This is a genomic window from Fusibacillus kribbianus (assembly GCF_030053595.1).
Classification (GTDB): Bacteria; Bacillota; Clostridia; order Lachnospirales; family Lachnospiraceae; genus Lientehia; species Lientehia kribbiana.
In genome coordinates, this window is sequence record NZ_JASGBQ010000003.1 from 84,065 (window position 1) to 105,120 (window position 21,056).

The window sequence follows — 21,056 nt, forward strand, 5'->3', positions numbered from 1 at the left end:
TTTTTTTTATTATAACGTATCCTGCTGAAAAAAAGAATACACTGCTGCGTAAAGTTTTTCTGATGAAGCTTTCTGAACCAGAAAAGCCCCCGGAAAAGTTTCCCTTTTCCGGAGGTTTCCTGCCGTTTTTATTGGAATCAGTCTTTGTTCCTGCCGCCGGCAGGTTATCAGGCCCAGTAAACCCCCGCCAGCTTAAGAACGCAGTAAAGGATCCCTGCGATCCAGCTCGCAAAAAGACCGTACAGGATCACCGGCCCTGCAATAGTGAATATCTTGCAGCCGATGCCGAATACCTGTCCTTCCTTCTTATATTCAATGGCCGGAGCGGCCACTGAATTGGCAAAGCCGGTGATGGGTACCAGCGCTCCCGCTCCGCCGAAGGTAACGATCTTCGGAAATAGATTGAGGCCGGTCAGAAGGACCGTACTGCCGATCAGGATCAGAAGGGTCCATGCGCTGGCTGAATCCTTCTCCAGACCATTGGCCGTAAAAATATTCATAAAAAACTGACCGATGACGCAGATGATCCCACCGGTCAAAAATGCTTTTGTCATGTTTAAGAGTGTGTTGTGGACCGGTGTGACCTGCTTCACATATTTCTCATATTCCCCGGGCTGCATCTTGGCGTCGGGAGACGGAACTTCCTTTTTCCTTTCTTTCATCATCCTGTACCAGGCCTTTCCTTAAGTGTATTTTCCTGTAAAAAAGAATAAAAATGCGCCGATGCCCTTTCCGACAGCCATTGCCAGAATCACATACTGAATCCCCGCTGCCAGGCGGATTCTTCTGCTCAGGACCGGAAGGGAATTCAGGGTCTCTGCCAGAGACATGATCAGACACCCTACGAAAATACCGGATCCCAGGCCGAAAAGAAGCATCACGGGAAAGCCGCCGGGAATGGAGATCCCATAGAGATTGGCAATGTTCCCCAGCGTTCCTCCTGCCACAATAAAATCCTCCACAAGCCGGATATGCTTCGCTGTGTGAGTTTTGGCGATCAGGCGGATCACCACGCCGATGGTGACAATGAAAGCAAACACACCAGCCGCTATGACACCTCCGGCGCAGAGCCCCACGATTCCAAGAAAGAGCTGTTTAAGAAACATCAATACCGCTCTCCTCCCGTTCCGCATTCTGAATCAATGTGCTGTTGACATCCTTTTCATAGGTCCGCATCTGCACCTCAATGGGCGTCGGATCCTTTGACAGGGCCGCTTTGGAAAAATGGTTGAAAAACACAAGGATTCCGATGGGCAGGCCGATGGAATAGGTAAGCTCCAGAATCGTCGGTCCCGACGGATCGATTCCCATCACCTGACTGTATATACTCTGAAACAACCTGCTCACATCTCCATCGTTATTGAAGGTCATAATGGCAAAAGCCGCCCCGAAAAAAGACACGGCACAGACAAGAGCCGCCTTGATCCAGTCCCAGACCGGCCGTCCCTCCGGCTTCGGCTGATAATCAATGATACAGTCGGTCTCACCGACGTTGTTGATCTCCACCTGCTCGCAGAGCTTTTCCATCCTTGTGATCAGATCCATCACCGACACCACATACCGTTCCTTCTTATTGGCATGGATATTCATGACCTTGATCGCCTTACATTTGCTTTCAATGGTCTTGTCCCGGCACCAGATGCTCCCCAGCTGACTTAAAAAGACTTCTTTTTCGTGGACCTCCGTATTCTGGTTCAGTTTCAGATAAAGGACCTCGCTCATAAATGCTCCGCCGCCTGCTTTAATTTTCCGCAGAGGAATTCCCTGCCGTCCTCAAGGCCCTCCCGGACCATTTCTCCTCCGTCCTTAAGCCTGTCACAGACCATTTCCCCGCCATTCTTCACAGCCTTCACCAGAGTTCCCCTGCTCTCCTGCAGAGTATCCCTCTTATTCATCAGACATCCGGCCGCTACCGCAGCCACTGCTGCCAGGAGCAGCATCCCGATGATCCACTTTTTTGTCCTTGAACAACACATATCATCAGCTCCTTTCCTCTGATGATAGTATGGCAGGCCTGTTCTTTTTTATACGCTACAATTTTTTTCTCATGGTCCGTAATATTTTTTTCTCCATCCTCGATACCTGTACCTGAGAAATTCCCAGTTCCTGTGCCACCTGGGTCTGGGTCTTGTCCAGATAATAGCGCATGGTGATCAGGCGGGCATCCTGAGGGGGAAGCTCCTCAAGAAGCTTCGCAACGACCACCCTGTTTAAGACCCCCTCATCCTCCTGTCTCATATCCTCCAGCTTGTCTATAAGACAGATGGCATTGCCGTCTCCGTGATAAATAATCTTGGAGAGCGATTCCACCTCTGCACCGGATTCCATGGCTGCCGCCAGCTCCATGGGTTCCACCTGCAGCGAGGCTGCCAGCTCTGTAAGGGTAGGTTCCCGTCCCAAAGAGGTTCCCAGCCTCTCCTTTTCCGCACCGGCCCTGGCTGCCATCTCCTTCAGAGAACGGCTGATCTTGATCATCCCGTCATCCCGCAGAAACCGCTTGATCTCCCCGGTGATCATGGGCACCGCATAGGTGGAAAACCGCACATCATAGCTTGTATCAAATTTGTCAATGGCCTTCAGAAGACCAATGCTGCCGATCTGAAACAGATCCTCCGGTTCATGGCCCCGCCCCAGAAACCGGCGTACCACACACCAGATCAGTCCCATATTATCTGCCACCAGCCTGTCCCTCGCCTCTTTATCCCCCGCGTGTGCCGATTGGATCAATTCCATCGTCTCATCCATACACGCCTCCTGCCAAAGTCACCGGCCTTTTCCGGCTTCCAGCCGCTTTGTCATCCGGACCACCGTCCCCCGCCCCGGCTTCGAATCCACCGTAACCTGATCCATAAAAGCCTCCATGAAGGAAAATCCCATACCGGACCTTTCCCTGGACGGTTTTGAGGTGTAAAGAGGCTCCATCGCCTTTTTCACATCGGCGATTCCGACGCCTTCGTCCCGCACCTCTGCCTCAAATTCCCGTTCTCTTATGGTAAGCTTCATATGTACGATCCCCGGCCCTTCCTCATAGCCGTGGATGATGGCGTTGGTCACCGCCTCCGATACGGCGGTCTTGATATCCTCCACCTCCTCCACAGTCGGGTCCAGCCTCGCTGCAAACACCGCCGCCACCACTCTGGCAAACTGCTCATTGTGAGAATAGCTTTCAAATTCCAGACTGACGCTCTCCTGCTTTTTCATTTTTTCCATCTTATCTGTCTCCTTCCTCACTTCTGTTATCCCAGTCCCGGATGATCCGGTAGATCCCCGACATTTCCAGGATCCGTTTTACTCTGGGGCTCACATTGCGCACATACACGGTCCCACCCATGGCCGCCATCTCCTTGTACCGTCCCAGCAGCATGCCGATTCCGGCGCTGTCCATGAAATCCGTTTTGGAAAAGTCGAAGACAAGACATGTGACCGGCCGTTCTGTCCTGACCTTAGCAATATCCGTCTTCAGCTCCAGACTGCTGTGGTGATCCACCTCTCTGGGCATAAATGCATAAAGCACAGTACCCCTGACCTTATAGCTTTTCCCGTTTTCCATTGATTTATTCCTCTCTTTCCAACAAAATTAAACGACAAAAAAGGATACACACAAATGTCATCCTTTGTATGTATCCTTATTCTGATTCCCATATCCGATATCAATAACCGCGCTGAGCGAGGGCTGCCGCCCCCCAGGTCGTATTCTTGTATGCTTCGTTGTCGATCAGCTGATTGTAGTAGCTGACTGCCGTGGGCCAGTCTCCCAGATTCTGGTGGCAGATGCCCATGTAGAAAATAACCTCCGGATAATCCGGCTGCTTCTCCAGACACTTGGTAAAGTAACGCATGGCCGTTTCCCAATCCCTGGCATCATAAGCGGCCTTTCCACGGTCAAACAGGTTCTGGACGCCGCTGTCATTGAACTCTGAATTCAGGGAATTATAAACGCTCTGGAATTTCTCGTTTGTCACCAGCGACGGGTCAACGGAGGAGATCGAATCCATCGCTCCGATGTAATCCCCGTTGGCCTTCAGGGTCAGCACATCCAGAAGCTTATTGTATTCGTTGATAATGCCTCCCTCACCGGTGTACGCCGACAGTTCGTTCTGAAGCTCGGCCTTTTCCTGGTTTAGACTTTCGATCTGCCCCTCCAGACCGGTAATATTCGTATCCCGCTCGGCAATCTCTTCATTGTAGCTTAATATTCCCTGATTAAAATTGGCATTCAGCGCCTTTTCCTTCACCGGAAGGATCAGGAAATAGGTAAACAGAACACCGACGATCAGTCCCACCGCCAGAAGAAGCACCGTAGCCCAGCTTCCGGTTCCCTCCCGGTAGGTTGGAACAATGGCTTCATCCCGGACGGTCTCCTCCAGAATATCCCGCTCCTGAAGCTTCTTCGCCTGGCGCCTGTTCTTTTCCTTTGCGAGATTCTTTTTATTCTTCGCAATCTCTTTCAGCTCCTCCAGATAGGAAAGAGCCACCGTATTGTTGACATCAATGGTCAGTATGGTCTTAATGGTCTTTTCCGCCTTGGCATACTCTTCCTTCTGCAGATACAAAAGCCCCAGCAGCTGGTAAGCCTTCACAAAGCGGGGATTCATACTGATCACCTTCTTCGCCTGCAGAAGAGCCAGATCCTTGCTGTCGTGACGGGCATAATAGAGTGCCTGATTGAATTTTTTCAGGGTCTGATTCATCTGATTCAGCCGGGACTGTCTCGACTGAAGCTTTTTTAAATACTCGGAGGCAAGGTTGTCCACCGGCTGAAGATTCTTGCTGATGACCCATTCCGCCAGCGCATCCACAGTCTCACCCATCTCAAAGTAGACAAGCCCCAGAAGGTTTCTGGCATTTGTATTTTTCTTATATAAATCAAGACTTTTTTTCAGATAGACCGCCGCTCCGCTCAGATCACGGACCCTGGCCTTCTCCAGACCCACATTATAATAGGTGTTGGAGGCTCTGACGATCTTTCTGTACAATGTCACATCACGGCCGCAGACCTGACAGAATCTGCCGTTTCCCAGCTGATGATGGCAATAAATACATTCCATATCCGTTCCTACTCTCTGACGTCCTGCTCGTACTGTTCCTTCAAAAACTCCACCATGATATCGGTCACATCTGTAATATCCCGGTTCACAATGGTATCCTCCACCTGGTCAATATCCCTGCTGGGCTTGAATTTGGCCAGCTCTTCCTCAAAATTCAGCATTCTGCCTCATCCTCTCCAAAATCAATAAAAAAAGTATATCACAAAATGGACGGCTGCACACCCTCAAAATTTCTTAATATTTTCAATACATGCAGATGAGGGTATTCTACTACAATTTTTCGCATTTTACAATGAAAAAAGGACGACAAAAACTGCCATCCTTCTCCCCGTCTGTCGTTTTCCGGCTCTGTTTCCTTTAACTCTCCGCCCGCAAAAGCTCCTTGATGCTCCCCGCCAGATACAAAGAGCCTGCGATAAACAGAAGATCCTCTTCTTTCTTTTTCTCTCTGGCAAAGGCAAAGGCCTCTCCGATGCTGTCAAAGCTCCATACCGGCCGGTCCGTCTTCTCAAGGAAGGTCCTTTGAATATTCTTCAGGGGAAGGGCCCGGTAGCTGTCAAGCTCTGTCAATATAAACCCGTCAAAATCTGCCCGACGGCAGATCTCATCGATCATGGTCTCGTAATCCTTTTCCACCACCGCGGAAAAAAGCAGATATTTTCTGCCGGCACAGGGGATCTTCGTAACCGTCTCGATGAATACCCGGATGCCGTCATCATTGTGGGCACCGTCCATGAAAATTCCGGGAAGCACCGGCTCCATGCGGCCCGGCCAGGAGGTATGGGAAAGAGCCGCAGAAAGCGTTTCCGGTGCTATGGCAATGGAAGGCTTCCCGCCGCCCGGTCTGCTGCCTGAGGCCAGCACAAAAGCTGCCGTCAGTGCCAGAGAAGCATTCATCGCCTGATAGTCGGCCACAAAAGGAACCGAAAACTCCTCTCCCCCGTAAGGCTCCTTAAAAAGGCGGAAGGAAATTCCCGACTGGCCCCGCTTCGTGATCTCAAAATCCTTCGGGTTTACCGGAAAGGCAGGGGCACCAAGGCGCTCTGCCGTCTTCCTTATGACCGCAGATGCCTCCGGGCTGCTGTCGTCATAGATCACCGGTCTTCCAGCCTTGATGATCCCGGCCTTTTCGGCAGCGATCTCAGGGATGGTCTCCCCAAGAATCTCTGTATGATCCAGACTGATGGAGGCAATGACAGAAAGCTCCGGACTTTCGATGACATTCGTCGCATCCAGTCTGCCGCCAAGTCCCACCTCCAGAACCGTCACATCCACCTTCTTCTCGGCAAAGATCAGCATACCGATCAGGAACAGAAATTCAAAATAGGAAGGGTGGACGATCTCCTCCTGCCTTTCCATGCACAGATCATAAAGCCGGTGGAAGGCATTCAGAAAGACCTCCTCCTCCACCTGCTCCCCGTCGATCAGAAACCGTTCCGTGATGTCCACCAGATGGGGAGAAATAAAAGTACCCACATGGTGATGATTTTCGAGGAGAATTTTGCTCATAAAGGCACAGACAGACCCTTTTCCGTTGGTTCCTGCCACATGGATAAACCGCTGGCCCCGTTCCGGATGGCCCAGAATCTCCAGGATCCGCCGTTCATTTTCCATGGTCGTTTTTTTGGAAAAGCGGGGGATACCGTTTAAGTAGTCCTCCGCCTCTTTTATATTCATTCTTTTCATAACCGCATCCTTATCTGTATTGGTATTAAACGTTCCGTTCCCTACCGATTATAATACAGATTTCGAAAGTTGCAAGCGTTTTATCGTTCCTCCGTCCTTTCCGGCTTCCATTTCCCGGTCTTGTAAAACAGGACTGAAAGAACCGTGGCAATGCTCCAGCCCACCGGCCAGGACAGCCAGATCCCCGTGGATGCAAAGGGTACGGACAGGAGAAAGGCCAGGATCACCCGGAGGATCAGATCCGTAAAGGTGGTGATCATGAAACACTTCATGGCACCGGCTCCCCGCAGCACTCCGTCAGCCATCAGCTTCACCGAGACCACAAAATAGAAGGGAGAAACGATGCGCAGAAACATCGTGCCGGTGGAAAGGGCCGTGCCTCCGGCAGCGTCAGACGGCAGGAACAACGAAATAAGCGGGCCGCCAAAGAAGAAAAAGGCTGCTGCAAAGGGCATTGCCACCAGGAACGCCAGTTTCAGGCCTGCCTGGAAGCCTTCCGAAACCCTCTCCGGCTTTCTCCCGCCCATATTCTGGGCTGTAAAGCTGGAAAGGCCATTGGCCAGAGTCGTAAAGGACGTAATGGTAAAGGTATTCAGCTTGATCGCCGCCGAATAGCCAGCGATCACAGAAGAGCCAAAGCTGTTTACCCGCCACTGAATGAAAATATTTCCGATGGAGATAAAGCTCTGCTGCAATATGCTGGGGATGGCAATGGCACTGATGCGCTTCAGCATTTTCCCCGAAAAGAGCGGCGGTTTCTCCTTTGTCTTCACCTGCCTCAGCCGGTAAAGCAGAGTAAAAAACGCCAGAATGCAGGCTGCACCCTGGGCCAGAAAGGTCGCCCAGGCCACTCCGGCCACTCCCATATGAAAGCCGGCCACAAACCAGTAGTCGAGAAAAATGTTGCTCAGCGAAGAGCCGATCAGAAAATACAGGGGTGTTTTGGAATCCCCGAGGGAATTAAAAATACCCGTACATATATTGTAGAGAAAAAGGAAAAGAAATCCGCCGATATAGATCCGCAGATAAAGGGCTCCGTCGTCAAACACATCCGACGGCGTATTGATCATCTCCATCAAAAGCCCGCTTCCGAAAATACCAAACACGGTCAGTACCACAGACAGCAGAGCCGAAGCGATAAGGCTGGTGGACACTGCTGTTTTCATCTCCTCATACCGTTTCCCGCCAAAAAGCTGGGAAATGATCACAGAACAGCCGATATTGCTTCCTACGGCAATGGCCATAAAGATCATGGTGATCGGATAAGAGGCTCCCACAGCAGCCAGGGCCGATTCCCCGGCAAATTTCCCCGCGATGGCACTGTCAGCAATGTTGTAGAGCTGCTGGAAAATCACACTGACAAACATGGGAATGGAAAATTTCCAGAGCACTGCGGAGGGTTTTCCCTCCGTCAAATCCTTTATCATTTCTGCTTCCTCCTGTTGAATTTTCATCCGACAGGAATTATACTACTTTTGAATCTATTTGAAAAATTTTATTTTTAATGATTATCCATAGAAAATTTCAATGAGGTGTCCCATGTCTGTCAGCTTCGAATACTATAAGATTTTTTATTATGTTGCCAAATATAAAAGTATCACGGCTGCGGCCAGGGCCCTGTTCCTGTCTCAGCCCACAGTCAGCCATTACATCCACAGTCTGGAGGAGGAGCTTGCATGTACCCTCTTTCTCCGTTCCAAAAAGGGAGTTTCTCTGACACCGGAGGCTGAGCTTCTCTTTTCTCACGTGGAAAGGGCCTGCGGAGAGCTCTGGCAGGCTGAGGCAGCTCTGGCCGCCAGTAAATCCTTTGATGCCGGAATCGTCCGTATCGGAGCCAGCGAAATGACACTCCACAATTTTCTGCTTCCTTACCTGGAAAAGTTTAAGACCCTTTATCCTTCCCTCAAACTGAAAATTTCCAGCAGCACCACGCCGGACACGATTTCCGCTTTAAAGGAAGGCGCTATCGACTTTGCCATCGTCATCTCGCCTCTGGAACATTGGGACGGTCTTTCTGTGACTCCGCTCTCTTCCTTCCGGGATATTGTCATTGCGGGAAGCCGCTTTGAAAACCTCCGCGGAAAGGTTATGAGCCTTACAGAGCTTTCCCACTATCCTCTGATCTGCCTTGCTCAAGGCACTGCCACCAGATATTTCCTGGAGCAGCAGTTTTTCGCCTGCGGCCTTACGCTGGAACCGGATGTGGAACCAGCCACTACGGATCTGGTCACCCCTATGGCTGCCCATAACCTTGGCATCGGATTTGTGCCGGAGGACTTTGCTGCCAACGCCCTGGCAGAAGGCAGCGTTTTCCGGATTCCAATAAAAGAAGAGCTGCCGCCCCGCCACGTATGTGTGGTGAGCGACAGCTCCCATCCTGTCTCCCTGGCCGGGAAACAGTTCCTGAAGCTCCTTGTTCCCTGACAGGAGCTTTATTTTTTCAGTTGATTTAAACGTTCCTTCACCTGAGCCATCATCTGCTCATATTTTTCCAGCTTGGCCTTTTCCTCCTGGATCTTGGCCTCCGGAGCCCGGCTGACGAATTTCTCATTGCCCAGCATTCCTCTGGAACGGGCCAGCTCCTTCTCAAGTTTTGCCTCTTCCTTTTCCAGCCGGTCAATTTCCTTGTCAATATCCACCAGCTCGGCAAAGGGCATATAGATCACTGCGCGGGCAGTAACGGCAGAAACGGCGTCCTCGGAAATGCCGCTCTTATCGGCCTGTACAAGGACCTCACTTGCAGAAGCCAGCGTAGCAAAGAATACGCGGCCGTTCTCAAAGATCTCCCGGACAGCGGCATCCTCAGACACCACGAATACCTTGGCCTTCTTGCTGGGCGGCACGTTCATGGAAGTGCGGACATTGCGGATGCTTCTGACTGCCTCCTTGATGGTCTCCACAGCCGTCTCATCCTCGGCAAAGCTCCACTCTTCCTTATATTCGGGCCACCTGGAGATCATAATGGACTCTTCCTCATCCTGCAGATTGCAGAAGATCTCCTCGGTAATGAAAGGCATATACGGATGCAAAAGCTTTAAGGACTGGATCAGAACGGTTTTCAGCGTCCAGAGAGCCGCTGCCTTCGTCTCGTCTGCATCGTTGTACAGACGGGGCTTCACCATCTCAATGTACCAGTCGCAGAATTCTTCCCAGATGAAATCATAGACCTTCTGAAGGGCAATGCCCAGCTCGTACTTGTCCAGATTCTCAGTCACATCCTTTGCCAGGGTGTTGACCTTGGAAAGGATCCACTTATCGGCCCCGGTCAGTTCCTCCAGGCTCACCTGATGAACGGGAGCCTTTTCAATATTCATCATAATGAAACGGGAAGCGTTCCATACTTTATTGGCAAAGTTTCTGCTGGCCTCCACCCGCTCCCAGTAGAAGCGCATGTCGTTTCCGGGTGCATTTCCGGTGATGAGGGTCATACGAAGGGCATCGGCGCCGTACTTATCCACCACTTCGAGGGGATCGATGCCGTTCCCCAGGGATTTGCTCATCTTCCGCCCCTGGGAATCCCGCACAAGGCCGTGGATCAGAACCGTATGGAAGGGCTCTTTGCCGGTCTGCTCCAGGCCGGAAAATACCATACGGATAACCCAGAAGAAGATGATATCATAGCCGGTCACCAGCACATCGGTGGGATAGAAGTAATCCATCTCCGGCGTCTTTTCCGGCCAGCCCAGGGTCGAGAAGGGCCAGAGGGCTGAGCTGAACCAGGTGTCCAGAGTGTCCTCATCCTGTACCATATGGGTCCAGCCGCACTTGGGGCATTTTTCCGGCATTTCCCTGGCCACTACCATCTCTCCGCACTCCTGGCAGTAATAAGCCGGAATCCGATGGCCCCACCAGAGCTGTCTGGAAATACACCAGTCACGGATATTCTCCAGCCAGTGGAGATATGTCTTTCCGAAGCTCTCCGGCACAAATTTCAGCCGGCCGGATTTCAGCGCCTCAATGGCAGGCTTTGCCATCTCGTCCATCTTTACAAACCACTGCTGCTTCACCATGGGCTCAATGGTCGTCTTGCAGCGGTCATGGGTTCCTACATTATGGGAATGGTCTTCAATCTTAACCAGAAGACCCATATCATCCAGTTCCTTCACGATGGCCTTTCTTGCCTCGTAGCGGTCCATTCCTTCATATTTTCCGCCATTGGCGTTGATGGTTGCATCATCGTTTAAGATGTTGATCTCTTCCAGATTATGGCGCTTACCCACCTCGAAGTCATTGGGGTCATGAGCAGGAGTGATCTTTACGCAGCCGGTTCCGAATTCCTTATCCACGTACTCGTCCGCCACAACGGGGATCTCTCTGTTCACAATGGGAAGGATCAGCATCTTTCCAACCAGATCCTGATACCGCTCGTCATCGGGATGAACAGCCACAGCCGTATCACCCAGCATGGTTTCCGGTCTGGTGGTGGCGATCTCCACAAATCGTCCGGGCTCACCCTTTACCGGGTAATTGATATGCCAGAAATGACCCGCCTGCTCCTCATGAACGACCTCGGCATCGGAAATGGAGGTCTTGCACTCCGGACACCAGTTGATGATCCTGGAGCCCTTGTAAATATATCCTTTTTCATAAAGACGGATGAACACCTCGAGCACGGCATCGGAGCAGCCCTCATCCATGGTAAACCGCTCTCTGTCCCAGTCTGCGGAGGAACCCAGCTTCTTTAACTGCTTTACGATCCTTCCGCCGTACTCTTCCTTCCACTCCCAGGCATACTTGAGGAATTCCTCACGGGTCAGATCCTCCTTGTTGATGCCCTCGCTTCTCAGCTTGTCGATGACCTTCACCTCAGTAGCGATGGCCGCATGGTCGGTGCCGGGCTGCCACAGGGCAGAATACCCCTGCATTCTCTTATAACGGATCAGAATGTCCTGCATGGTGTTGTCCAGGGCATGTCCCATATGCAGCTGTCCCGTGATGTTGGGCGGCGGCATTACAATGGTAAAGGGTTTCCTGTCCCGGTCCACCTCGGCGTGGAAATACTTCTTATCCAGCCACTTCTGATACAAACGCTCCTCAATATCCTGAGGATTGTAGGTCTTTTCCAATTCCCTGCTCATGATCAATTCTCCTTTTCCTAACTGAATCCGCTGCAATAAAAATGCCCTTTTCTGTCATCGACAGAAAAGGGCGAATCGTCGCGGTACCACCTTTTTTCAACTGTGGCTGTCCGCCTAAGCGGTGCTGCCGCAGTCCTCAAAAGCCCTGTAACGGGGGCTGACCGAGACCTCCTACTCCTGCCCCGAAGGCATCCGTTTCAGCGGCCCGGCTCAGAAGCTACCTTCCACCGATGCTCTCATGGACAGCCTCGCAGCCGGTGAACCGTCCTCTCTGCATGCGCCGTCGGTGTACTCCTCTTCATCATAGCCTGTAGCGTTTTCAAATCTGCCCAGATTATACTATATCCCGCGAAATTTGTAAAGAGGGAGATTTGATTCCTGAGTTTCCGCGGGAGTTTAACAGCTGAATTCTGTTCTGACAGCACTATTCTGCAGAATCGTATGTACGCACCATCAGCACTTCACTGGACCCACTGACAAAGTGAGACGGACTCACTGTCTTTGACTGATCCGGCTGCAGATCTGTCAATTTAGCCATATATGCAATTCCGCCCACATAAATATCGTCTTCCATACAATACTTGTAAAACAGACGGACACAGGGAATATCCTGACCGGAAATGTTTGTCACTGTCAAGGTATTGTCACCGTTATCTTTGATCCGGATCTGATCCTCAGACAGCTCAAATTTATCCAGGCCGGCCACTTCTGCCGTGATGGAAGAATAATCTCCCTCCTCAAAAGATGCCTTATTTGCTTCCATCGCCACAACAGTGGCACCGGCGGGAAGAGCAGACACTTTGAATAGCAGGCTTCTGTCCCCCTGCACAGCAGTGATCTCGGCATATTCCACATTGGAGGATCCATTATTGGTGACAGCCATGGCAGCTACACCGGAAATATCGGTATCGGAGCCATCTTCAATAAACACACCGTCATAGCCTGCGATCTTTGTCACCGTCAGACCGGAATCCAGCTGACAGGGAAAGGATACAGAACCGGAAACACTCTGTCCGGAAGACTCACTTCCACCGGTCAGATTTCCCAAAGAGCCTGAATTCTGTATCGGATTTGCCGCTGCACCGCCATTGCCCGACCAATTTTCCGTTTCTCCGGATGAAGAAGCTGAATCCTGACCGGTTACACCTTCCGTTTTTTCTTCCGTTTTTTCTTCCGTTTCCCCGATCGTAGAATTCTTTGTCTCTTCAACCACTGTCTCTGTTTTATCCCGATTATTTTCTCTTTTTGCAGAAATTATTTTTGCAACAAGAACAATAAGAACAATTGCAATGATGATCAGCACGGAAACAGCTGCGATCATTGACAGATTGCGGTTTTTTTTATTTTTCTTTGTTATCCTTTTTCCCATCTTTCTAGCCTTCTTTCCTGCTGTCTGACAGCTCTGCTTCCAGGTGTTTGCAGGCTGCCGGATATTCATGGGCCATTCTGCACCGGTACTCCGGTACCTGGTGATAATTTCCGCTCTCTGTATACACCATGGCGGCACAGGCCTTACACTGATTTTTCAAACTACAGCCTTTACAGCGGGCCGGCAGCCGGATCGACGCAGCCAGCTCAGACGCCCTTTTCCAGGCTTCCTCAAAGCCAAGACTGAATACATCTGCATCCTCTCTCGGCGGCAGCATGCCGCAGGGCATGAGCTTTCCGTCCCAGGTTACCCAGAAGCTGCATTTTCCGGCACGACAGCGAATCCCCTCACCTTCCTCGTCGATAATCGGACAGTCCTCGCCCGGATCAGCCAAAAGACCGTCCAGTTCCTTCTCTTTTAAACGGCGCAGAAATTCCTGTTTTCCATTTAACAGCAACTCAACCTTAGCCGAATAATAAGCTGCCTCTTCCGGACTGAAACGATTATTCCAACCAATCTTTCCGGGATCGCGCCGCATCGGAGGGAACATATAGCTGGTTGCCTGAATGATCAGGCCTTCCTTCCGGCAAAAGTCAAAGATGCCCTCCAGATCCCCCACATTATAAGGCGTGATACTGCAGTTGATCTTGACACTGATGCCGGCTTCCTTCAAAAGATGAATGGCTCTCACAGCCTGGGTAAACCCTTTCGGATTTCCGCAGAGCCGGCCATAGGTTTCGTCTGATGCACCATAAAGGGTCATATTGATCCGGACCGGCGGCGTCTCCTTCAGCCACCGGATCACAGATTCGTCAATCAGGGTTCCGTTGGAATTGATGGAAATAATAAAGCCCATCTTGTGGAGCGCTGCCAGGATTTCCTTAAAATCCGCCCGGAGAAATGGTTCTCCTCCTGTCAGCAAAAGATAGAGCATACCGTGTTTTTTGGCTTCCTCCGCCAGAGAGATCCATTCAGCCGCAGTCCGCAAGGGACGGATCGCTTCCTGTTTTTCCCTGTCGATGTGGATATAACACATTTTGCAGTCCATATTACAAAGCGGCGTCAGCTCAAAAGTCCCGTTTAAGGGAATATGAAGCCTGGCGGCTTTTTTATGGAAATACTCCGTAATCGGAGGTTCTACGGGGATCATTAACATCAGAATCAGACTCCTCCTTGATACAAATTCAACAACGCCTGTTTCAATACCTGAACCGATTCAACATCAGGCCGACACTCCAGCCGAAATACAGGGATCTCAGTTGCCAGCATCGAAAGCAGGCTGATACTTTTCTCTACATCATTTCTGCTCCAGCGATGGATCAGAGTTTCCGGATATAAACAGCGGATAGCTTCAGCCGGGGACAGCCTGCGAATCTTGTTTTCTTTCGCCTGCCGAAGAATAACAAGCATGGAAAAAGTGAGTATTCCGGCCGATTTTGAACCGTCAATCCGGTCGCCAGATACCGCTGTTCCAGCGTACACGATACCGGATAAGTAGCTCCTGTGGACAGAATACCTCGAGGAATGCCGCCTCGCCGGTGATGAGCCCCTCATGTACTCCCAGTTCTGCTACTACATCCAACAGGATGAGCAGAAGCGGCGTGCTACCATGCACATCAACCGGAAACCCGGAGAACAGGTGGAGGTTGGCTGGGCTGGGGATCCGGCACACATCATTGACCCGGATACCGGAGAGATCATCAACGCTTATCTCTTCGTTGGGGTTATGACTTACAGCCAGTATCCCTACGTGGAAGCGTTTGTCGATGAAAAACAACCATCCTGGATTACAGCACATGTCCACATGTATGAATACTTTGGCGGCATTGGTACCATTTCTACATGGATCACCGCCGCCCTGCGCAATGAACAGTTCTTTTCCATCAGCGAGTTAACCATGCCATTCATGAAAAGCTGGAAATCTTCAGCCATCGTCCAGTTCAATTATCACATATCCTGTGCCGGAATGCTATACTCAGTTCCGCATGAATGCATAAAACGCAAGGTTGATGTGAGGCTTACCAGTACAACCATAGAAATTTTTTATAATAATAACCGTATTGCTTCCCATCGCCGACTCTATGGTCGTAAGGGGCAGTACAGTACGATTACCGAGCATATGCCGGTTTCCCATCAGCAGTATCTGGAGTGGAATGGTGACCGTTTCCGCAAGTGGGGAGAACGGATCGGAACCAGTACATACCAGGTTGTCGATGGCATCCTGAACTCCAAACGTGTGGAGCAGCAGTCTTACAGGAGCTGCATGGGCTTATTAAAGCTCGCTGACAAGTATTCGGTCGACCGACTGGAAGCTGCTTGTGAAAAGGTTCTTACCTTCACTGCCACGCCCAGTTACAAAAGTATTAAAAATATCCTTGATACTGGCAATGACAGAACGCCGCTTGACGGGCAACGGGCACCTGCTATAAAGACCGCATCTACACAGAGCAGCCATGTGCTTACCAGAGGCGCTGATTACTATCGGAGGTAAGGATTATGACCATTCAAAGCACCTCCGGACGCAAACTCAACCGGACATTGATTGAACGGCTGGCCACTTGTGAATACATCACAGAGCACCGAAACATTTTTATTACAGGAGCCACTGGCAGTAGAAAAACCCATCTGGCTTGCGCATTTGGTATGGAAGCATGCAAACAGCGTTTCAAGACCAGATACATCCGTCTCCCGGGTCTTCTCCTTGAATTGGAGATGGCACGGAGTGATGGCTCTTATAAAAAGGTACAGGCGAAATATGCGAATCCTGTTCTGCTCATCATAGATGAATGGCTTTTATTGAAGCCAACAGAATCCGAGCAACACGACATTCTGGAATTATTGCACCGAAGACGTCGGAATTCATCTACGATCTTCCGTTCCCAGTATGACTCGAACGGATGGTATGACCAGCTTGGCGGTGACGACAGCCCACTTTCCGAGGCCATTCTCGACCGTATCAAGCATGATGCCTACAAAATCAACATCGTTCCTCCGGAACAGCGGTATCCGTTCCTCCGGAACAAGGGTACATTTTCACCAGAATAAACAGGATGCTCATACTTGGTGGCTACCACTCAGGCGCAGCACCGTTCCTGAGATCTTTTTACGAATGTTTTGCAACTTTCGGTATTTTTATTTTACAATAAACATATTAGAAAATCCACAGGAATATTTGGCGCTTCCGGATGATGCTTGAGGAGCATCCTTACCGCCGTAGTCTTCCCTGAAGCTGCTGCTCCTTCAATATAAATAGAAGGGAATACAATGATTCCCTTCTCCAACGCTGCTGTTTTATCTATATAGTACTGATTTTCCATCAAAGGGCCATACTGACTCTTATTTTGCATCGTTTCCATCCTTTGTAAGAATTCCCCCATCAACGAGCTTGTCCAGAAATTCCTGAATGTCTTCCCTGGCAACACTTTCTTCCACATCATATTCATCCAGAATTCCCTGAACCAATTCATCAAATGTGATCTCATTCTGGAGCATATTCCAGAGAGAAACACCTACTTCATTGACTGTGATCAGTCCGTTGAATTCCAGCACCGTCTTCCCGGTGGGAATGATCACATAATCCCCTGCAATTTCCCGAAGGACAAATTCCCTGTCTATTTTCATACTGTTCCAATTCCTTTTTTAAAAAATACACTTTAGTTCATTATATCCCATCTCAAAATAAAATACAAGAGCGATTCATGTAAATAAAAGCGCTGATCAAGTCGAAATCCAAACGATGAAGCTGCAGGAATTTCCGGTTTTTATATCCAAACTGCTTATTTTATAATTCCATATTCCTTCAACAGTTTAATCCTCTGATTCCCGATCCGGACAGCTTCTGAAGCACTGTTGTCAGAAACCTCTCCCAGTTCTTTTCCGTATCTCAAAATCCGCTTTATCCATGCTGCCGGAAGCAGATAGGGATATTTTTTCAGATATGGATAATTTTGCTCCAAATTCCTTGCAGAAGGAAAAAGCGTTTTCAAAACCGGGATCCCCTTTTTCTTTCCCTGTTTATTTGCTGCCACAGCATTCAACGTCATACTGCTGCTGTGTTTTCTGCTCATCTCCGCTCCGCCGTATATTCCTCCGTACAGCAGATCTTCCAGCATAAGAGTTTCATCCACCTGTATGCTTCTCCATTCTTCCGGACAGCATGCTTCCTCCGGATCGAACGTCAGATACTTCTGGCCAATCCGGAATAATGCCGCAGTAAACAGCTCCGCATGAATCTCCCGACACTGTCTCCGGACCAGTTTCCAATCAATTTCACTGCCATACCGATTTGCAAACAGAATGATATCGCATACCTGCCGGATGCCGAAACCGCTGTGGAGAAAATGTTTGAAAGCATGGCATATCAAATAAAACAGGTGATCTGTATATCCCATGGTCCAAACATTATCATTTTGGATATTCTCCTCCACCGCCCGGTCAAATGCTCCTTCAAAGAATTGGTTGAATTCCCCATACGCATCCGATTCCGGCGGAAACAGGCTTTTATGGAGCTCTATATATAAAGGACTGTTTTTCTTTCTGTAGGGCACCTCATATGCATTATATATATCCTGCTTCGGTTCCAACAGATACATCCCATCCTCCGCCATAATCCTATGGCAGACGGGGAACTGCTCAGGCAGAATCAGAATGTCTTCATCACTGGACATCCTGTGATCCGGCTGATGATACAAATTCCGGCAGATAATTCCCTTCACAACCAGCGGCTTGATCCCAGCCTCCCGTAATTTCCGCATAAGTTTCAGAAACTCACTGGTTTTGATGGTCTGCAGCGTGACCGCCTGAACTGTTCTTCTTTTGTAGGGAGAAAAAAACTGCGGAGCAATGTTCTGTGCGGCAGGGCAATCATATACCGCTTCATAAATCATCGGCAGAACATGGTGCGCTTCCGCCAGATTGAACAGAGCCATCCACTCCCCCGGTTCCATCCCATTCTCCCATGTCACCTTTTCATTTTTAAGCGCCGCTTTCAATGCATCCAAAAATAATACCTGTATCTGTTCCATACCTATCCTTATCTGCCGCTCTCCTTCGGCATAAAATCTACAATCACAACTTCCGGGATATTATTCAATCGGGGAACTGTTTCTGTACTGCCCAGACCTCTTGATAATACCATAACTTTACTCTCATCGTCCGAAAAATAAAGCCCACATTCTTTTCCGGGAAACCACCCCTGATCCGGCGCCCAAAGACCGCCTATAAAAGGGATCCTGATCTGCCCGCCATGGGCATGCCCCGCAAAAACACAATCTACATCCCACTCGCTGATGCCATCATTCACAATCCAGCAAGCCGGCATATGACACATCAGAATCGTATATCGCTCCGTATTCTGAAATTCTGTAAGGAATCGGCACTCCTCCGGAGCTGCCTCACCGGTTGACAGATATTCGGCCGGCAGACAATACCCATAAATGCCGCCAATGCGAAGCTGCTGCCCGTTAATGGAAATATCCACATATTCTTTTTCCAGAACAGCCGCCCCGGCTTCTTCGTACATCCCGGCAATATCAACGCCAAATTTTTCCTGATATTCCACTTCATGATTGCCCAGAGAAACATAAACAGGTGCTATGGTACAAAGGCCGGAAATCAAATCACATGCAATGTCCACCCGATCGTCATCAGAATTCAACAAATCTCCAGTAATGAGGATCAAATCAGGAGATTGGGCAGACACCAAATCAACCAAATCATGATTTTTCTCTCCGAACATACTGTTATGCAAATCTGTAATCTGTACTATCCTAATTGATTTCTTGATTTCATCTATCAATATACTGTATGAGGTACAAGTCAAAGAATGTTTCGACTGATAGAAACTTGTACCGACCAATATGACAATAATCAAGAAAAATATAAGGAGAATATTGAACCTTCGACCAATTTTTGATTTCAATCATGTTCCTCCGTTTTTAAAACAAAAGCGATTTTATATTCTCTTTTAAGTTTTTCCCGATAAAATCGAAGAAATCCTTCTCCCATACTATGTGCCTCCAATTTCACTTACATTATTCCGATACTCTTAACTTTCTGACGTTTTCTCACTCAAAATGTACATTCCTTCCATTTATTCTCCATTAATCCATTTAACATAATCAAATTGCTTTTCAAATGTCCGCATTCCAAACCAGTCTTTATCCATACATTGTTCTCCTTGCGGGTTATCTGTTGTTTTCATCGTTACCACATAAGGCAATGCACTGCGGGATCGACTGGAAAAAACCACCTTACCTCGACATGGAATCCTCTCGATTTGTCGTAGCTCATCAATCGTTAAATTTTCACGATCATACATAAGCAGAAATAAGTTATCATAGTTGATACGTGTTTTCCTGCGGTTCCAATCAGCTGCAGCTTCTTCAGCGGATTTTGAATGATTGAAATAAATAGTAATATCGTTCAACCGTGCCACCGGATAATCATACTCAGAATCAATAAATTCCAACTGATATGAAAGATACCTTCGCAGATTTGCAGACAGCTTCAGGAAATCTCGTTGATGAAGCCACAGGTTCACCGTAGGTGAAAGAAATTTTTTTTCCAAGTCGGTGGGATATTACTCCCCCTGCACAATTCGAACAAACAATCGAAAAATTATGGTTTTTCAATCTGTGCCGCATCAGTGACTCATAAAAGTTATTCACCAACATAGATAAAACAGCTTGAATTTTATCGAGAAAACGTCCCATAAAATATACCTCCAAGCTCAATATTTTGTAACAATCCTCCCATTTACAGCAATGATAACTCGTGCAGTAAATAGCTTCGGGCTCCACATTGCTTATCTGTTATAAGTTTCTTAACTGTTTCAGGCAGATCTGTTTCCAATATCTTACCAATATCTTCAACATTATAAACCTGCCGACTCTGAAGTTCAAAGGTGTCCAGCAAGTCCCCGAGCTTTTCCTGATTACTCTTTCGAATAATCGTCGCAAACGGTATCTGATATTTTATGGAGAAAATCGTGCCATGGAACGTATCTGTTACTACATAATCGGCGTGTTTAATGTACGCTAACACCTCCAAAGGAGATGCAATCACATATTCATCTGCCCAAGGCATCCAGAATCCTAGGGTAATAATCTTTTTTTGCTTTTGTTCAGCAAATTTACGGATGGCAACTGCCTCATGCTCCTGTATCCTATCTGCATACGCATATACAATCAGATAATCTTTTAGTTTTACTTCTATTTTATCGACTTCCGGGAAGTTGTACAATAAAACTGGGTCAATATGTTTTTCAGGTGTTCGATGACAAAGTTCATCCACTATTAAGCTAGAATTCTGATCTCTCACAGACAAAGCGTCAAACTTTCCCAACAACTCTCCTACCTCTTGCTTGATTGAGTACTGTTCCAATTTTTCAAGAGTTGTTGAACCAAACGATGCAGCATAGCTGATCAGTTTTCTAGCATTGTGGTCTTTACCAAAAAGCTGCCTGCTATATCCAACCGTAGACTCTGGCTGGGTGCAATTAAATACTTCATCGCTTCCAATAATAAGGAGATCTAACTTAGGAGAATAGTTTCTTTTGTCACTGACACCGAGCGTTGGTAAAAACTTTTGTTGGTAAGCATTACAGAATTCCGTAAATGTACTTCCTATTTTTAACTGCTCATTTCTGTATTTCCGATATGACGATGACATCATATTGATTACTCTTGCTACCAGACACCTACGTTTACTGACTGATTCTTTCACATGAGCGACAGGCGCTTCCGGCTGATAATCTACAAATTCTACAGTTCCTTCCTTACCTGAAAGTTCTTCAACCACTTGTTTTAATCCATATGCCTGTAAAAAGGAACCATAGTTTGTAATTCGCTGCATCGACATAATGCCAATTCTCAT

At 48.6% G+C, this 21,056-nt stretch carries 23 protein-coding genes and 1 pseudogene; 3 read left to right on the forward strand and 21 right to left on the reverse strand.

The window, feature by feature from the left end; genetic code table 11:
* Positions 1–167: 167 nt before the first annotated feature.
* From QJ036_RS03400 to QJ036_RS03450, 11 genes are all read right to left on the reverse strand, one after another.
* Positions 168–665: a SpoVA/SpoVAEb family sporulation membrane protein gene (locus QJ036_RS03400; protein ID WP_283230034.1), complete on the reverse strand. Its 498-nt coding sequence runs from the start codon at positions 663–665 to the stop codon at positions 168–170.
* 18 nt (positions 666–683) lie between these two features.
* On the reverse strand, positions 684–1,106 hold the full coding sequence (locus QJ036_RS03405; RefSeq protein WP_283230035.1) for a stage V sporulation protein AB: 423 nt from the start codon (positions 1,104–1,106) through the stop codon (positions 684–686).
* The gene (locus tag QJ036_RS03410; protein WP_283230036.1) at positions 1,096–1,722 is read right to left on the reverse strand and encodes a stage V sporulation protein AA; all 627 of its coding nucleotides are present in this window, start codon (positions 1,720–1,722) and stop codon (positions 1,096–1,098) included. The genes QJ036_RS03405 and QJ036_RS03410 overlap by 11 nt, the downstream gene beginning before the upstream one ends.
* Entirely contained in the window at positions 1,719–1,976 is a 258-nt protein-coding gene (locus tag QJ036_RS03415) for a hypothetical protein (RefSeq protein ID WP_283230037.1), read from the reverse strand. Before QJ036_RS03415 ends, QJ036_RS03410 begins: the two co-directional genes overlap by 4 nt.
* A 55-nt stretch (positions 1,977–2,031) precedes the next feature.
* Positions 2,032–2,745 carry a SigF/SigG family RNA polymerase sporulation sigma factor gene (locus tag QJ036_RS03420; RefSeq protein ID WP_283230038.1) on the reverse strand — a complete coding sequence of 238 codons (714 nt, stop codon included), beginning with the start codon at positions 2,743–2,745 and terminating at the stop codon, positions 2,032–2,034.
* 18 nt (positions 2,746–2,763) lie between these two features.
* Positions 2,764–3,210: an anti-sigma F factor gene (gene spoIIAB, locus QJ036_RS03425; RefSeq protein ID WP_283230039.1), complete on the reverse strand. Its 447-nt coding sequence runs from the start codon at positions 3,208–3,210 to the stop codon at positions 2,764–2,766.
* Position 3,211: 1 nt separating this feature from the next.
* Positions 3,212–3,550: an STAS domain-containing protein gene (locus tag QJ036_RS03430; RefSeq protein ID WP_283230040.1), complete on the reverse strand. Its 339-nt coding sequence runs from the start codon at positions 3,548–3,550 to the stop codon at positions 3,212–3,214.
* A 100-nt stretch (positions 3,551–3,650) separates the two neighbouring features.
* On the reverse strand, positions 3,651–5,048 hold the full coding sequence (locus tag QJ036_RS03435) for a tetratricopeptide repeat protein (RefSeq protein WP_283230041.1): 1,398 nt from the start codon (positions 5,046–5,048) through the stop codon (positions 3,651–3,653).
* Positions 5,049–5,056: 8 nt separating this feature from the next.
* Positions 5,057–5,209, reverse strand: coding sequence for a hypothetical protein (locus QJ036_RS03440; RefSeq protein WP_283230042.1), 153 nt, complete (start codon positions 5,207–5,209; stop codon positions 5,057–5,059).
* 196 nt (positions 5,210–5,405) lie between these two features.
* Positions 5,406–6,734, reverse strand: coding sequence for a bifunctional folylpolyglutamate synthase/dihydrofolate synthase (locus tag QJ036_RS03445; protein WP_283230043.1), 1,329 nt, complete (start codon positions 6,732–6,734; stop codon positions 5,406–5,408).
* Positions 6,735–6,814: 80 nt separating this feature from the next.
* Positions 6,815–8,161, reverse strand: coding sequence for an MATE family efflux transporter (locus QJ036_RS03450; protein WP_283230044.1), 1,347 nt, complete (start codon positions 8,159–8,161; stop codon positions 6,815–6,817).
* Between the two features lie 112 nt (positions 8,162–8,273).
* Here QJ036_RS03450 and QJ036_RS03455 point away from each other — a divergent pair, with 112 nt between their 5' ends.
* The gene (locus QJ036_RS03455) at positions 8,274–9,158 is read left to right on the forward strand and encodes a LysR family transcriptional regulator (protein WP_283230045.1); all 885 of its coding nucleotides are present in this window, start codon (positions 8,274–8,276) and stop codon (positions 9,156–9,158) included.
* A gap of 8 nt (positions 9,159–9,166) precedes the next feature.
* Here QJ036_RS03455 and QJ036_RS03460 read toward each other — a convergent pair whose 3' ends face one another.
* The 3 genes from QJ036_RS03460 to QJ036_RS03470 all read right to left on the reverse strand — a co-directional run bounded on the left by QJ036_RS03460 (position 9,167) and on the right by QJ036_RS03470 (position 14,337).
* Positions 9,167–11,812 carry a valine--tRNA ligase gene (locus tag QJ036_RS03460; protein WP_283230046.1) on the reverse strand — a complete coding sequence of 882 codons (2,646 nt, stop codon included), beginning with the start codon at positions 11,810–11,812 and terminating at the stop codon, positions 9,167–9,169.
* A 424-nt stretch (positions 11,813–12,236) separates the two neighbouring features.
* Entirely contained in the window at positions 12,237–13,181 is a 945-nt protein-coding gene (locus QJ036_RS03465) for a hypothetical protein (RefSeq protein WP_283230047.1), read from the reverse strand.
* Between the two features lie 4 nt (positions 13,182–13,185).
* The gene (locus tag QJ036_RS03470) at positions 13,186–14,337 is read right to left on the reverse strand and encodes a radical SAM protein (RefSeq protein ID WP_283230048.1); all 1,152 of its coding nucleotides are present in this window, start codon (positions 14,335–14,337) and stop codon (positions 13,186–13,188) included.
* A 750-nt stretch (positions 14,338–15,087) separates the two neighbouring features.
* On the opposite strand from QJ036_RS03470, the gene QJ036_RS14380 reads away from it, so the two are divergent.
* Both QJ036_RS14380 and QJ036_RS03480 read left to right on the forward strand, forming a co-directional pair.
* On the forward strand, positions 15,088–15,672 hold the full coding sequence (locus tag QJ036_RS14380; protein ID WP_465221479.1) for a Mu transposase domain-containing protein: 585 nt from the start codon (positions 15,088–15,090) through the stop codon (positions 15,670–15,672).
* Positions 15,666–16,226 (forward strand): annotated as a pseudogene (locus QJ036_RS03480) (ATP-binding protein); the annotation flags it as partial. The gene QJ036_RS14380 and the pseudogene QJ036_RS03480, both read left to right, overlap by 7 nt.
* 92 nt (positions 16,227–16,318) lie before the next feature.
* Here the strand turns inward: QJ036_RS03480 and QJ036_RS03485 are convergent.
* The 7 genes from QJ036_RS03485 to QJ036_RS03510 all read right to left on the reverse strand — a co-directional run bounded on the left by QJ036_RS03485 (position 16,319) and on the right by QJ036_RS03510 (position 21,056).
* Positions 16,319–16,528: a hypothetical protein gene (locus QJ036_RS03485; RefSeq protein ID WP_283230049.1), complete on the reverse strand. Its 210-nt coding sequence runs from the start codon at positions 16,526–16,528 to the stop codon at positions 16,319–16,321.
* Complete coding sequence (locus QJ036_RS03490) at positions 16,518–16,802, reverse strand: PqqD family protein (RefSeq protein ID WP_283230050.1); 285 nt, start codon at positions 16,800–16,802, stop codon at positions 16,518–16,520. Before QJ036_RS03490 ends, QJ036_RS03485 begins: the two co-directional genes overlap by 11 nt.
* Positions 16,803–16,957: 155 nt before the next feature.
* A complete protein-coding gene (locus QJ036_RS03495) occupies positions 16,958–18,205 on the reverse strand; it encodes a nucleotidyltransferase domain-containing protein (protein ID WP_283230051.1) in 1,248 nt (415 codons plus the stop codon).
* Positions 18,206–18,213: 8 nt separating this feature from the next.
* Positions 18,214–19,101 carry a metallophosphoesterase gene (locus tag QJ036_RS03500; RefSeq protein ID WP_283230052.1) on the reverse strand — a complete coding sequence of 296 codons (888 nt, stop codon included), beginning with the start codon at positions 19,099–19,101 and terminating at the stop codon, positions 18,214–18,216.
* Between the two features lie 171 nt (positions 19,102–19,272).
* Positions 19,273–19,749 (reverse strand): DUF1919 domain-containing protein, encoded by a 477-nt coding sequence (locus QJ036_RS03505; RefSeq protein WP_283230053.1) that lies wholly within the window; start codon positions 19,747–19,749, stop codon positions 19,273–19,275.
* Complete coding sequence (locus QJ036_RS14315; protein WP_416388539.1) at positions 19,637–19,894, reverse strand: DUF1919 domain-containing protein; 258 nt, start codon at positions 19,892–19,894, stop codon at positions 19,637–19,639. Before QJ036_RS14315 ends, QJ036_RS03505 begins: the two co-directional genes overlap by 113 nt.
* Before the next feature lie 43 nt (positions 19,895–19,937).
* Positions 19,938–21,056, reverse strand: coding sequence for a polysaccharide pyruvyl transferase family protein (locus tag QJ036_RS03510; protein ID WP_283230054.1), 1,119 nt, complete (start codon positions 21,054–21,056; stop codon positions 19,938–19,940).